This is a genomic window from Stackebrandtia nassauensis DSM 44728 (genome assembly GCF_000024545.1).
GTDB classification, from domain to species: Bacteria; Actinomycetota; Actinomycetes; order Mycobacteriales; family Micromonosporaceae; genus Stackebrandtia; species Stackebrandtia nassauensis.
On sequence record NC_013947.1, the window covers coordinates 1459113 to 1473364 of the forward strand.

9 protein-coding genes are annotated in these 14252 nt (G+C 69.2%); 8 read left to right on the forward strand and 1 reads right to left on the reverse strand.

From position 1 onward, the window contains the following. Positions 1-69 precede the first annotated feature (69 nt). From SNAS_RS06800 to SNAS_RS06835, 8 genes are all read left to right on the forward strand, one after another. The gene (locus tag SNAS_RS06800; protein ID WP_013016659.1) at positions 70-3144 is read left to right on the forward strand and encodes a WD40 repeat domain-containing protein; all 3075 of its coding nucleotides are present in this window, start codon (positions 70-72) and stop codon (positions 3142-3144) included. A gap of 41 nt (positions 3145-3185) precedes the next feature. Next, positions 3186-4934, forward strand: coding sequence for a GMC oxidoreductase (locus SNAS_RS06805; RefSeq protein ID WP_013016660.1), 1749 nt, complete (start codon positions 3186-3188; stop codon positions 4932-4934). 107 nt (positions 4935-5041) lie between these two features. After that, the gene (locus SNAS_RS06810; RefSeq protein ID WP_041624603.1) at positions 5042-8113 is read left to right on the forward strand and encodes an ABC transporter permease family protein; all 3072 of its coding nucleotides are present in this window, start codon (positions 5042-5044) and stop codon (positions 8111-8113) included. 10 nt (positions 8114-8123) lie between these two features. Beyond that, entirely contained in the window at positions 8124-9008 is an 885-nt protein-coding gene (locus SNAS_RS06815) for an ABC transporter ATP-binding protein (RefSeq protein ID WP_013016662.1), read from the forward strand. Continuing rightward, positions 9005-9661 (forward strand): ABC transporter ATP-binding protein, encoded by a 657-nt coding sequence (locus SNAS_RS35675; RefSeq protein ID WP_013016663.1) that lies wholly within the window; start codon positions 9005-9007, stop codon positions 9659-9661. Before SNAS_RS06815 ends, SNAS_RS35675 begins: the two co-directional genes overlap by 4 nt. Before the next feature lie 47 nt (positions 9662-9708). Continuing rightward, the gene (gene dacB, locus SNAS_RS06825; RefSeq protein WP_013016664.1) at positions 9709-11274 is read left to right on the forward strand and encodes a D-alanyl-D-alanine carboxypeptidase/D-alanyl-D-alanine endopeptidase; all 1566 of its coding nucleotides are present in this window, start codon (positions 9709-9711) and stop codon (positions 11272-11274) included. 117 nt (positions 11275-11391) lie between these two features. Continuing rightward, positions 11392-12009, forward strand: a complete 618-nt coding sequence (locus tag SNAS_RS06830; RefSeq protein WP_013016665.1) for a hypothetical protein — start codon at positions 11392-11394, stop codon at positions 12007-12009. Positions 12010-12041: 32 nt separating this feature from the next. Beyond that, the gene (locus SNAS_RS06835; RefSeq protein WP_013016666.1) at positions 12042-13154 is read left to right on the forward strand and encodes a methyltransferase domain-containing protein; all 1113 of its coding nucleotides are present in this window, start codon (positions 12042-12044) and stop codon (positions 13152-13154) included. A gap of 22 nt (positions 13155-13176) precedes the next feature. Here the strand turns inward: SNAS_RS06835 and SNAS_RS06840 are convergent, their stop codons facing one another. Continuing rightward, complete coding sequence (locus tag SNAS_RS06840) at positions 13177-14220, reverse strand: hypothetical protein (RefSeq protein ID WP_013016667.1); 1044 nt, start codon at positions 14218-14220, stop codon at positions 13177-13179. Positions 14221-14252 lie beyond the last annotated feature (32 nt).

Genomic DNA, 14252 nt, shown 5'->3' on the forward strand with positions numbered 1-14252 from the left:
CAGTTTGGGGGAGTTGTCGAATAACGTGTGAGCGGGGGGTGTCCAAAGTCTATACGCGTATGCGTATTTATGCGCACCGCTCATACGTTCGGGTGTCATTCCCGTGTCCTATGCTTCGGCGCTGTGGAAATCGAGGGAAAGACGATCGTACTTACCGGCAGCTTCCTGGCGATGCCGAGAAGTGAAGCGGGGCAACGGCTCTCCGAGCTCGGCGCCATCGTGAAGGGTACGGTCTCGTCCAAGACGGACCTGGTGTTCGCCGGTGACAAGGCCGGAGGCAAAGCCGACAAGGCGCTGGCTCTGGGTGTCCCGGTGCACGGTGAGGCGGCGCTGATGGCGGTGCTGTCGGGGGAGGCGGCGACCGCTGAGGGCACGACCGTCGAGGACGCTTCGGGCTTTCCCGCTCTGGCGGACGATGTGAGCGCAGTGGACGCCGAGGCAATACTGGGCGCGGCCGACTGGTCCAGTCTCGATGTCGAGCGGGATCTGCTGCCATTGCGGGAAGCGCTGCGCGGCTTGGAAGAGCGGGACGGTGTCACGGAAGCGCACCGGCTGGCCACCCGCGAACTGCGGACGGGCGGAGCGTTGCTGCGGCATCCGGACGGGCACCAAAGCGACGAGTTGTCGTGTCATGCTTTGAGCCCGGACGGCCGCCACATCGCGGTCGGCAGCTGGATCGGCGACGACTATGAGCGCGGCGGCACCATCCAGATCTGGGAGCTGGCAACGGGTCGCTGCGTGAACGTCCTGGATGGAGTCTTCGGTGGCGTCGGCTGGCCGGAGTTCGCCCGCAACATCCAGTGGTCGGCCGACGGTCGGGTGCTGGCCAACGAGTTCAACACCAGCATGGTCGGCAAGTGGGACCCGTTCGGGGACCGGGTGCACCCGCCGCTGGCCGACGTGGGGGTGGCGGGACGGAACGGGGCTTCGCGTCCGGTGGGTTTCGCGTTGGCACCCGACGCGACCCGCGTCTTCATCCACCACGGCGAGTGGGACCAAAGCCCCGAGACCGGGGTGTGGGCTTGCCTGGCCCCGTTGCGGCGCAGCAATTTCGATCCGAGTTTCCGTGACCCCGAGCCCTTGTGGATGAAGAAGCCGTCGGCGAAGCTTGTCAAGGACTTGGACAAGGCCGCGATCTCGCCGGACCACTCGGTGTTCTCGGCGGACGGCACCCGGGTGTGGGCGTTCGGGGAGTGGTGGTGGGAGGACGACGCCGGTATCCCGCGCCAGGCCGGGGCCGTGTGTATCGACGTCGTCAAGCGCCAGCTCAGCTGGTTCGTCGACACGCCGTTCCACAGCCTCAGGGACTTCAACCGGATGGCGATCAGTCCCGATGAGACGATCATGGCCCTCGACCACGGCAAGACCCTGGCGTTCATCGACGCCGCTACGGGACGGCAGCTCGCCGAGACCGACTCGCCGTTCTCAGCTGCCCGGATGCGTTGGGGCATGCGCGAAGGCACGCCCCGGTTGGCGGTCGTGGACGAAGAGAAGGAGGGCGGTGTCCGCGTATACGACGGCACCGAACACCGCTACGACCTGCCGTTGACGCCGAAACCGTCGCGCTGGGACCTCGCTGACGGCTGCACCTGGGCGTGGTCGCCCGACGGTACGCGGGCCGCCTGCCTGAACTCCGACAACCACGTCGTGATCGTGGCCCTGGACGACGAACCCGGGAACCTGGAGACCTTCGAGGCTCCCGCCGACGCGCTCGGCCTGTGGTGGGGCGCCGGGGACGTCCTGGTCGTCGGCGGCAAACAGAGTCTGGTGTTCCGGGACCTCGGTACCGGCGAGACGCTCGGCGACTTCCGGTTCGCGCATGAGGTTCCCGCCGAGCGTCCGCTGTGGAACGACACCGAGGACCTGGGGCAGCGGTTCCACCCCAACCCGACCTTCGCGCTCGACGAGGAGTACTGGGCGGCGGCCTTCACCGAGGGCGTCGTGATCGCCCCGTCGGATGCCGCCGCCGTCCTGGACGAGAAACTCGCCTGGTCGGTCGGCCGTCGGTACGCCTGGCCGTTCCGCTGGGGTGAGGCAACGGTGGCCAAGGACGTCGCGTCGTGCTTTCGCCTGCTCGCCAAGGACTCCAAGGACATCCTGGCGCCGGTACAGAACAGGACGGCGCCCGCAGCGGTCGCGGAGTGGCCGCCGCCCAACACCGCCAGCGTCGACGACCTGTACGACCTGGTCGCCGAGTCGGTGCGCGGTTTCGGGCAGGGCTGGACCTCGCACGTGGCCGACACCCTGCGGCTGGCCGCACGGCAGCGCGCCCGCGCGGGACAGGCCGAGGCGGCGGAGTCGCTGATCGCGTTGATACCGCCGGACGAACGAGGCGGCCACACCCGGGCGCAGGCCGAGATCGCGCTCATCCTGGCCGCCAACGGGAACGCGACGTTCGCCCGGCGGTTGCACCGTGAGGCCGTCGCGAGCGCGTCGTCCGGAGTGGACGACCACGAGCTGCCGTCCGTCGGTTCGGCGATCGGCGCCGGTTTCGCCGCCCTGGGTGAACCCGACGCGGCCGAGGCGTGGATCGCCCGCGCGATCGAGGCCATCAACCCGTACCCGAACCCTTGGCAGCACCGGCTTTCGGTGTGCTGGGCGCTGCTGGAGGCGGGCCTTGAGGACCGGGCCCGCGCGGTGTGGAATGTCGACGAACCCGGCTCCCCGTTCCACCAGGACAGCTGGCTGGCGCACCTGGTGCGGATCGGCCGCGACGACCTGGTGCGCGAGTTCCTGTACGGCGCCCGCAAGTCCATGTACGACGTCATCGACGCCTTCAGCGTGTTCGTCCCCATGGGACGATCCGACCTGCTGCGTGAGTACTTCGAGTACGACGAGCGCGGTGACCACGACAGCGACCGGGAGAGCCTGGCCGAGGCGGACCGCAACGCCGAGCCCGACCGACCCACCGCAGCCGACCTGGCCGAGCTGCGCGCCGCCCACGAGGAACTGCTGCGCACCCCGCTGGCGCGCCGCCGCGAGGACACCAAGCGACTGGCCTGGCGGGCCGCCGCCTGCGGCCACTACAGCGCGGTGCTGGACCTGCTGCGGCTGGTTCCCGACGACGACTTCAACCACCGCGCCGGTGCGGCGACGCGGGCGCTGTGGATCGCCACCTCGGGCTTCGACGGACAGCCGTGGTGAGCCCTGGCGTCGCGGCGGGAACTCTGGCATAGTCCTTACTCATGAGTAAGGTGCGTTCCGGGTCCGCGACGCACTACGACGTCGTCGTGATCGGCTCGGGTTTCGGCGGCAGCGTCGCGGCGCTGCGGTTGACCGAGAAGGGTTACCGCGTCGGGGTGCTGGAGACCGGCGCGCGGTTCGACGACCCCGGCCAGCCCGACCCCCGGCGGCGGCACGCCGCGCTACCGCGCAACTCCTGGCGGCTGCGCAAGTTCCTGTGGGCGCCCAGGCTGGGGCTGCGCGGTATCCAGCGGGTTCACCTGATCCGGGGCCGCAAGGGCTCGCGGGTGCTGGTGCTCGCGGGCGCCGGAGTGGGCGGCGGGTCGCTGGTGTACGCGAACACGCTGTACCGGCCGGGCGGCGAGTTCTTCACCGATCCACAGTGGGCCGGGATCGCGGACTGGGAAAGCGAACTGACGCCCGCCTACGACCAGGCGTCGCGGATGCTCGGCGTCGTCGACAACCCCGTGCACACGCCCGCCGACGCCGCGATGAAGACGGTGGCGAAACGGCTCGGTGTCGCCGACAGCTTCCACTACACCCGCGTCGGCGTGCACTTCGGCGACGGGCCCGAGCCGGTCGCCGACCCCTACTTCGGCGGCGCCGGGCCCGAGCGTTCCGGCTGCGTCGCCTGCGGTTCCTGCATGACCGGTTGCCGCCAGGGCGCCAAGAACATGCTCACCGAGAACTACCTGTACCTGGCCGAACGCGCCGGAGCCGTCATCCATCCACTCACGACCGTCACCCGGCTGCGGCCCCGCGAGGAGGGCGGATACCGCGTCGACACCGTCCGCACCGGACCGTGGGGACGCGGCCGCCGCTGTTTCACCGCCGATCAGGTGATCGTCGCCGCCGGGACCTACGGCACCCAGACGCTGCTGCATCGCATGCGCGACAACGGGGACCTGCCGGGGCTGTCCAAGCGGCTGGGCTGGCTGACCCGCACCAACTCCGAGGCGATCCTGGGCGCGATGCGGTTCGGCAGGAAGGGCGAGGACCACAGCAAGGGCCTGGCCATCACCTCGTCGATCCACCCCGACGCCAACACCCACATCGAGCCGGTGCGCTACGGGCCCGGCTCCAACGCGATGGGCGCGCTGTCGACGATCCTCATCGACAAGGACCAGTCGCACCGGTGGCGTGCCCTGCTCGCCTACGCGCTCAAACACCCCGCCGACGCGCTGCGGCTGCCGTACCTGCGGCACTGGTCGCGGCGCACCGTCGTCGCGCTGGTGATGCAGAACCGCGACAACTCGATCCGGGTCAGCCTCAAACGCGGCAGGCTGCGCGCCGAACCCGGGCACGGCGAACCCAATCCGACGTGGATCCCGGTGGGGCACAAGGCGACCCGGTACCTGGCCGAGGAGATCGGCGGCCTGCCCGGCGGCACCTGGCTGGAGATGTGGGACATCCCGACCACCGCGCACTTCCTGGGCGGCTGCGTCATCGGCGCCGACCCCGACTCCGGGGTCGTCGACGCGTACCACCGGGTGTTCGGGCAGCCGGGCCTGCACGTCGTCGACGGCTCGGCGGTGTCGGCGAACCCGGGCGTCAACCCGTCGCTGACCATCACCGCCCAGGCCGAGCGCGCCATGTCGCTGTGGCCCAACAAGGGTGAGGCCGATCCGCGTCCCGCGCCCGGCCAGCCCTACCGGCGGGTGGAGCCGGTCGCGCCCCGACAGCCCGCGGTCCCCGCCGACGCGCCGGGAGCGCTGCGATACTTAGCGGTGAATTCACTTAATCACGCGTAACGCGTCCTCATCGGATTGACAACGAAAGCGCAACGACCGTGCCCGCGCGTGACAAGTGTGACGATGCTGGGGCATTGGGACGGTAAGGGACGAGGGCGATGCGGACTATGACGTTGTTGCACGTGGTATTGCGGGGGATCCGTTATCGTCCCGGGCGTTCCGTCGTCGTGCTGGCGCTGGCCGCCGTCGCGACCGCGGCCGCCGTCATGACCCCGGCCTACACCTCCGCGGCGCACCAGTCGCTGTTGACCGACGAGCTCACCGACCTGCCGCCCGGCTTCGACCGGGCCCGCGTCGCCGCCGAAGGTCACCGCGCCAAGCCCGACGCCGAACACTTCGACGACATCTATGAATCCATCGACGCGAAGGTGTCGGGTTCGCAAGAGCTGTCGCCGTTGGTCGACCCGGTGCGGTACGTGTCGACCAACGTCTCGGTGTCGAAGGTCGACTGGCCCGCCTTCTCACAGGTGATCTACCGCGAGGGCCTGTGCGAGCGACTGCGGATGGTCGAGGGGAAGTGCACCACCGGCAAAGGCGAGGTGCTGATCTCCAAGCGCTCGGCCGCGTTCGAGGACGCCGAGGTCGGCGACACCATCGAACTGGGGACCCGGCGGGTCGCCGAGGCCGGGACCGCCGAGGTCACCATCGCCGGGATCTACACACCGCGCGACGCCTCCTCGGACTACTGGGGACTGGTCAATCCGTTCGCCCACGCGATCGGCCCGGACGACTACAACCTCGACGCCCTGTTCATGACCGACCCGGAATCGACGACCGCCGTCGGACGTCCGGTGGAGGTCGGGGTGGAGTACACCCTCGACATTCCTGCGATCCGGCTGGCCAACGTCGGACAGCTGAAGGCGGAACTCGCCACGATCGACAAGAGCGGCAGTTTCGCGGGCCGGACGGCGACGACCGAATCCCGGATATCGGGTGTGCTCAAGGACGTCGCGCAATACGAGGCGTCGGTCGCGGCCTCGGTGCCGCTGGTGACGATTCCGCTGCTGGTGCTGTCGTGGTTCGTGCTGTACCTGGTGGTGGCCCGGCTCAGCGAGGAGCGGGGCCCGCAGATCGCGCTGGCCAAACTGCGCGGGCACCGGTTCACGGCCGTCACCGGGTTCGGCACCGGCGAGGCCATGGTGCTCATCGTGGCGGGGGCGCCGGTGGGCGCGCTGCTGGGCTGGCTGCTGGTGCAGACGGTGGCCTGGCAGGCGCTGGCCAAGGACGCAGCACCCACCCTCACCGTCGACATCGTCGTGTACGTCGCGGTCTCGCTGCTGGGTGCCTGGGCCGCGGCGCTGGCGGCGGCGCGACCGGTGCTCAACCGCCCGGTGCTGACCCTGCTGCGCCGGGTCCCGGCGCGGGGGAACTGGCGGGCCGGGCTGCTGGAGGGCGCGCTGGTGGCGCTGGCCGCCGTCGCGGTGTGGCAGGTGCTGTCGGCTTCCGACGCGGGCGCCATCGGCCTGCTGGCGACGCCGCTGGTCGCGGTCGTGGTGGGAGTGGCCGTCGCGCGGCTGCTGGAACAGCTGGCCCGGCGACGACTGCCGGTCGCGCTGCGCAAGGCGAAACTGGCCCGGATGCTGGCGCTGGCGCAGGTTTCCCGGCGACCGGAGACCCGCCGGATGGTCGTGCTGGTGACCGTGGCCGCGGCGGTGGTGACCTTCGGCGTGTGCGCCTGGGACGTCTCCGAACACAACCGGGAACTGACCGCCTCGGACGAGATCGGCGCCGACAGGGTGTACACCCTGTCCGCCGGTGACCCGCAGACCGTCATGGACACGGTGGAGAAGCTCGACCCCGAGGGCGACGAGCTGATGGCCGCGATGCGCCGCGTCGACCGCTATGACAACCAGGACTTCTCCACCATCGCGGTGCAGTCCGACCGGCTGTCCAAGGTGGCCAGCTGGCGGGACATGTCGCCCGCGCGGCTGGGCGATCTGGCCGGTCAGCTGCATCCCAGGCGTCCGGAACCGTTGCGGGTCAAGGAGGAGATCTCCGTCAAGGCCGACGTCGACGACTTCGACGCCGCGCGGAAACCGTCGCTGGTCGCCAAGGTCGTACCCGACGGCGCGGACCCGGTGCTGCTGCGGCTGGGCAACCTGTCGAAGGGCTCGGACACCTACGAGGTGTCGGCCCCCGAATGCGATGACGGCTGCCGCCTCATCGGTGTCGGCGTCTCCCCGCACCCCGCGGACTTCGAGGGGCTGTCGGCGAAACTGACGGTCTCCGAGATCTCCGACGCCGACGGCGAAGTCGACGCCTCACTGTCCGAATGCGACAACTGGCAGCCCATCGGTGACCTGCCCGCCGACACGCCGCTGGAACTCGACTGCTCCGAGGGCTTGCGCATCTCGGTCGACAGCGACGACTCGCACGACTTCCTGGCCGAGTACGCCAGCAACCCCTTGGTGCTCCCGGCGGCGGTGGCCGGAAGCATCCCGGCCGCCGAAGTGGACGGAGACGAGTTCGCGAGCATGGGCCCGCAGCGGGATCTGCAACGCTACCAACGCGTCCAGGCCGTCACCGTGGTCCCGCGCGGCGGCGTCCGCGCGATGATGGTGGACCTGGAGTACACCAACCTGGCCGCGCAGAACTACACCGCGATCAAGGACCAGGAGGAGGTCACCTTCGAGGTCTGGGCCAACGCCGCCGCCGACCCGGATCTGGCCGCCCGCCTCGCCGAGGAGGGCCTGGTGGTCAAGGCGTCCGAGAGCCGCGACACGCTGCTGGAGCGGATGTCGCGCTCGGGGCCCGCGCTGTCGCTGCGGCTGTACCTGGTGGCCGCGATCCTGGCTCTGCTGCTGGTCATCGGCGCGGTGCTGCTGTCGTCCACCGTGGGCGCGGCGGTGCGCGGCTACGACAACGCCGCCCTGGCCGTGTCCGGTGTGACGCGACGGCAGCTGCGAGCCGCGTCCATCAGGGAGCATCTCTATTGGATCGTCTTCCCCGCGGCGGCCGGGATCGGTGCCGGGTTCGCCGGTCTGGCGCTGGTGCTGCCCAGCGTGCCGCTGGTGAGCGACGAGGCGCCCGAGGTGGCGATGGCCTACGAGCTGCGGCCGCTGCTGCCCGGCGGCGCGCTGGCGTTGATGGCCTGCGCCTTCGCCGCCCTGGTGTGGCTGGCGGTCCGGCTGGGACGGCGCCGAGGCTCGGCACGACGACTTCGCGACAGCGTGAGCTAGGGGAGACCTGATGAGCGGTACCGTGACCCCGGCGGACAAGGCCCTGGGCATCACCTGCCGGGGGTTGGTCTACATCTACCATCTGGACGGCTACGACGTCGTCGCGTTGTCCGGAGTGGACATCGACATCGCGGCGGGCGAATCGGTGGCCCTGGTGGGTCCGTCCGGCTCCGGGAAATCCACACTGGTGGCTTTGACGGCGGGCCTGCTGCGCCCCGCCGCCGGGCGGCTGCACGTCGGTGGTCACGACCTCGTCAAGGCCGACGACGACGAGCTGCAACGGTTGCGGGCCGGGGAGATCGGGATGATCCTGCAGGGCAGCGACCGCAACCTGATCCCGTACCTGTCGGCCGTCGACAACATCCGGTTCGCGCAACGCGGCATCCGGCGCCGCGACCGCGCCGACCTGGCATCACCGCGCGAACTGCTGGCCCTGGTCGGCATCGACTCCGAGGCCGACGCCAACGCCCGGATCTCCCAGCTCACCCTCGGCCAACGACAGCGGCTCGCGGTGGCCGTGGGCATCGCCGGAGGCGCGGGCCTGCTGTTGGCCGACGAACCCACGGCGCAGCTCGACGCCGAGGCCCGCGACGAAGTGGTCCAAGCGCTGCTGGCGGTGCACGCCGCCGGGCACACCGTCGTTGTGGTGACCCACGACCCCGAAGTCGGTGCCCACATGGGACGCACCGTCACCATCCGAGGCGGCCGGGTCGGCTCCGAGGGCCGACGCGGCGAGGACTTCCTGGTCATGGGGGCCGGGGGAACCGTCCATCTGCCACCGGAGGTCACCGCGCGCTTCCCGGCGGGCAGCCTGCTGCGGGTCGCGCAGGACGAGGACGGCGTGGTGCGGCTGTGGGCCGCTGACAGTGGACTTGAGACGAAGGACGAGTCATGAATACGAGCCTTCAGGTGGAGGCGGTAGCCGTCCAATACGGTCATCGGCACGCGCTGTCCGATGTGAACATCACCGTGCCGCCGGGTTCGGTGCTCGCGGTGACCGGCGCCTCCGGATCCGGCAAGACCACACTGCTGTGGGTCATGGCCGGGCTGCTGGCACCCACCTCGGGCACTGTTCGCCTGGGCGGCAAGGACATCCAGGTCCGCGAGGACGCCGTCACCGAAGGCGTCCACCTGATCCCGCAGGGCAACGGCCTGGCCTCGGTGCTGACCGCGCACGAGAACGTCGCCGTGGCCATGCTCGCCGCCGGGGTCGACGCCGCCGAGGCCACCCGGCGCGCCGACGCCGCCCTGGACCAGCTGGGCGTCACCGCCCAGGCCGCCCAGCTCGCCGAGGAACTGTCCGGCGGTCAGCGGCAGCGCGTCGCGATCGCCCGCGGCCTGGCACTGCGCGCGCCGGTGCTGCTGGCCGACGAGATCACCTCCGACCTGGACGTCGAGAACCGCGACCTGGTGCTGGACCTGTTGCGGCAGGAGGCGAAGCGCGGTGCCTGCGTCGTGTTCGCCACCAACGACACCGAGGCCGCGGCGACCTGCGACATCGTCGTCCACCTGGCCGACGGTCGCGTCGAGGCGACGCCGTCGGGCTGACCGGAGTCCATATTGCGAAACCGGGCCGCACGTGCCACAGTCATTCAGTGAGAAAACGCACAGTAACCCACGCCGCCGTCGCCCTGGCCGTGGCCGGTGTCGTGGCCATCGCCGGAACCGTTGTCGCCCATGCCCAGGAGCCCGACGACGATCTCGCCAAGGCCCTTGACACCATCCTGGAGGACAAGCGCCTCGACGACTCCCAGATCGGTGTCGTCGTCGCCGAGGCCGAGGGCAACAAGACCATCTACGACCACAATGGCAATATGCGGGCGATTCCCGCGTCCAACAACAAGATCCTGACCTCCGCCGCCGCGATGGACGCGCTGGGCGGCGACTACCGCTTCGACACCGACCTCGCGTCCAAGGCCAAGCCCCACAACGGAAGCCTGCGCGGCGACCTCTACCTGCGCGGCACCGGTGACCCCACGATGCTCGCCGCCGACTACGAGAAGCTCGCCGCCAAGCTGGCCAAGGCCGGGGTCAAGAAGGTCCGCGGTGACCTGGTCGCCGACGACACCGCCTACGACGACGTCCGGTTGGGTACCGAATGGGGCTGGGAGGACGAGCCGTACTACTACGCCGCCCAGACCTCGGCCCTGACCGTCGCCCCCGACGAGGACTACGACGCCGGAAGCGTCATCGTCAACGTCGATCCCGGTGCCGCCGAAGGAGACAAGGCCAAGGTCACCCTGACCCCGCCCACCGGTTATGTCGAAGTGGACAACACCGCCAAGACCGGCGGCGAGACCGACCTGACCGTCGACCGCAAGCACGGCACCAACATCATCACCGTGTCGGGGACCATCGCCGTCGGCGACGAGACCACCAGCGAGTACATGTCGGTCAACGAACCCACCGGCTACGCCGCCGACATCTTCGCCCGCGCCCTCAAGGCCAAGGGCATCAAGCTCACCGGCGACATCCGGCTGGGCGAGACCACCCCCAGCGGCGCCAAGACCCTGGCCGAACGCCAGTCGATGCCGCTGTCGGAGCTGCTGATCCCGTTCATGAAGCTGTCCAACAACATGCACGCCGAAACCCTCGTCAAGGCCATGGGCCGCGAGAAGACCGGCGAACAGGGCAGCTGGGACAACGGCCTGCCGGTGGTGAAGTCCTTCCTGGACAAACAGGGCCTCAGTACGTCTCGGCTGCGGCAGGCCGACGGCTCCGGCATGTCCCGCTGGAACCTCATCCCGCCGGACCAGTTCACCACGCTGCTGTCCAAACTGCGCGACGCGAAGTGGTTCGACACCTGGTACAAGTCGATGCCCATCGCCTGCGAACCCGACCGGCTCGTCGGCGGCACGCTGCGCAGCCGCATGTGCGACACGCCCGCCGAGAAGAACGTCTACGCCAAGACCGGCTCGCTGACGTCCGTGACCGCGCTGTCGGGCTACGTCACCGACGCCGACGGCCGTGAGCTGGTGTTCAGCATCGTCACCAACGACTATTTGACCGGCGTGAAGGACATCGAGGACAAGATCGCCGTGACCCTGGCGTCCTACTCGCAGGGCGAATCCCTCGACAAGGACGGAGTCAAGGTGCCACAACCGGAGAAAGAGGCACCTTCCGGCCTTGAATGCTCGTGGGTCAAGCCAATCGCCTGCTAACGAGCGCCAAACGTATGTCGGTGCGGTGGCGTATGCCGGATAAGCTGCCTGTTGTGGTCAGGCGTCGTTTCGGATACGCCACCGCGTCACTGGTGTTGATAACTGTAAGGAGTCCGAATGTCGATGACGATCCTGCCGGTCGGAAAGCCGCTCGGCGCTTGTTTCCCCCCGGCGGACCCCCCAGCCGAGCAACCGGACTTCTACGAGGTCCACGTCGCCAACGACGTGGAACAGCTCACCGAACTGGAATGGCAGGTGTACTACGCGGCTTACGGCGAGCCCGACCAGCACGCCGAACACCGCGTGGACCGCGACTGGGTCATCAAATCGCTGAGCAACGACCTGTCGACCTCCAAGGTCTCGGCCACCGTCGACGACCTGGTCGGACGCGGCCTGCTCGTCGAGGCCAACCTGCACGGCAACTCCGCCATGGACGTCCTCACCGGCTACCGCCTGATACCCACCGCCGTGGGCATCAGCAACGCGCCCGAGGACCCCAACCTGCGCTGGATCGGCCAGCACGGCGAGGGCATGCTCGGCATCCCGCAGTTGTCGTTCCTCATCTGGTCCTTCTCCTACCGCACCGCCTCCATGTGGGACTGCTGCGCGATGTTCGCCGAGAACCCGGACTCGGTGGACGGGGCCACCGCCCAGGACATCGGGGCCCAGATCGCCGACTCGCTGCCGTCGATCGTGTCCATGGAACTGGGTTATCTGGAGCCGTCTGATCAGTAGACCCCGTTTCGGGGTAATGCCATGCTGTGACCATGAACGTCGCCGACGACTGGCGTGAACGCGCCGCCCGGCTCGCCGACTACCTCGCCAGCGAGGGCCTGGACCCGGCCTGGACCGCTGTCTTCGCTCGCGTGCCACGGCACGAATTCGTCAACGGGGGCCACGCCGTCGACACCGACGGGGTGGCCCCCGACGCCGCCGACTGGAACCGGGAAGAACTGCTGCGGGAGGCCTACGCCGACCAGGTCGTGGTCACCCGCTACGAGACCGCCGGCGGCGAACCGGTCGCGACCTCCTCGGCCTCGCAACCGCTGATCGTCGCGATCATGCTGCGACTGCTGAACGTGCGCGACGACTCCCGGGTCCTGGAGATCGGCACCGGGCCCGGCTACAACGCCTGCCTCCTGTGCACCCGGCTGGGCGAGCAGCGGGTCACCAGCGTCGAGATCCAGTCCGATGTGGTCGCCGATGCCCGCGACAACCTGGCCCGCGTCGGCTTCCACCCCCACCTGGAGGTGACCGACGGAACGCTGGGCTGCCCGTCCCGCGCCCCCTACGACCGGGTCATCGCCACCTGTGGACTGTCCCGGATCCCCGAAGCCTGGCTGGACCAGCTCGCCCCGCACGCCCGGGTCGTGGCCCCGATGAACTTCGGCGGCGCCCTGGCGGTACTGGACCGCCGCCCCGACGGCAGCCTCAGCGGCCGGTTCCCGCGCGAGGCGGGGTTCTTCATGGAACTGCGGCACCCCGGCGATTCGTGGGAGCCGAAACCACCGGGCTACCTGGCCGTCCCACCCCGGGTCATCAAGACCGACATCGACGTGGACGTGTTGGGGGACATGGAGTTCCGGCTGTGGCTGGAACTGGCGGCCCCGGACGTGCAGGTCCACCCCAGCCGCGTCGCCGACGGACGGCTGGTGGAAGTCCGGATATCGACCCCCGACACCCGCATCGACATCGAAGTGGACGGAGCCATCCGAGCAGTCGAATACGGGAAGTCGTTGTGGCGCACCGTCGAAGGACTGGCCGCCGACTGGGAGGCCCACGGACGCCCGGACCGCGGCCGCATGGGGATGACGGTCACCCCCGAGCGCCAGTGGGTGTGGCTCGACGCGGAGGACTCCGACGTGTTGTGGGAGCTGTGATCCGGCGAGCCACGACCCGCGACTAGTCGAACTGGTTCAGACCCTCGGAGATCTGGTGATAGTCATCCAGCGCGGTGCCGACCAGATCGGGCATCTTCGGAACCAACATCGAGTTCTCGGTGGTGTCACCCACGAGCTCCAGGGTCTCATCGCAGCCCCGCAGGATCGTGTCGATGAGCTCGGCTTCCTTCGTGAGGATGTCATCCTCCAGTTTGCTCAGCGCGTCGTAGATGTTCACCAGCACATCCTCGGCGGAACTCCCGGCCAGCGGGATCTCCTCCGGCTCCGGAGCCTGATCCGAGGCCACGGCGAGCCCACCGGCGACCGCCGCCCCGGCGACCCCGGCCGCCGTCGCGATACCGGGCACCGCGGCGAGCCCCGCGAAGCCGAGCCCGAACGCGGCGGCCAACACCGTCAGCGCCGTCACCACGGCGGCCCCGTCGACGTCGTCGGCCTGCTCCATAGCGGACAGACCATCCTCACCGATCTTCTTCAGACTCTTGCGCCCCTCGGCGTAGATGTCGCGCATCGCCTGAAAATTGTCGTGCAACAGGGCCAGCACCCTGCCGTGGTTGGGGATGATCCCCTCGTACAGGGGATCCAGGTACCCCTTGCGGAAGGAAATGCTCAACGCGCCCTCCCACTCGCCCATGTTGTCCATCGCGTCGTGGACATGCCCGCTGATCTCGCCGGTGTTGAAATCACCCGCCTGGGTGTCGAGCTTCCTGGTGAGCTCGTCGATGAGGTCCAACTTCGCGGTGAACTCGCCCGGCCCCGGGGTGTAGAACTCCTTGAACTTCTCCGGCAGCTCCTCGACCTGGCTTCGCAGCCCTTCTCGGTACTCGTCCGGGTAGGGGCGGGTCTCCGGGTCGAGCGTCTGGTAGATCTTCATCCCCTGGCTGACGAACTCGTCCGCGATCTTGTCGGCCAGTCCGTCCAGTTCCTCCATGCTGGGGACTTCGATCTCGTTGCCGCCCTCGTCATTCCCGCCTTTGTTGTTCTGGTTGCCGTTCTCACCCCCGCCCCCTCGGGTGTCGCCGTCTCCGCCTTTACCGCCGCGGCTCATGTCATGTCGTCCTTTCGCCTGTCTGGAGTTGT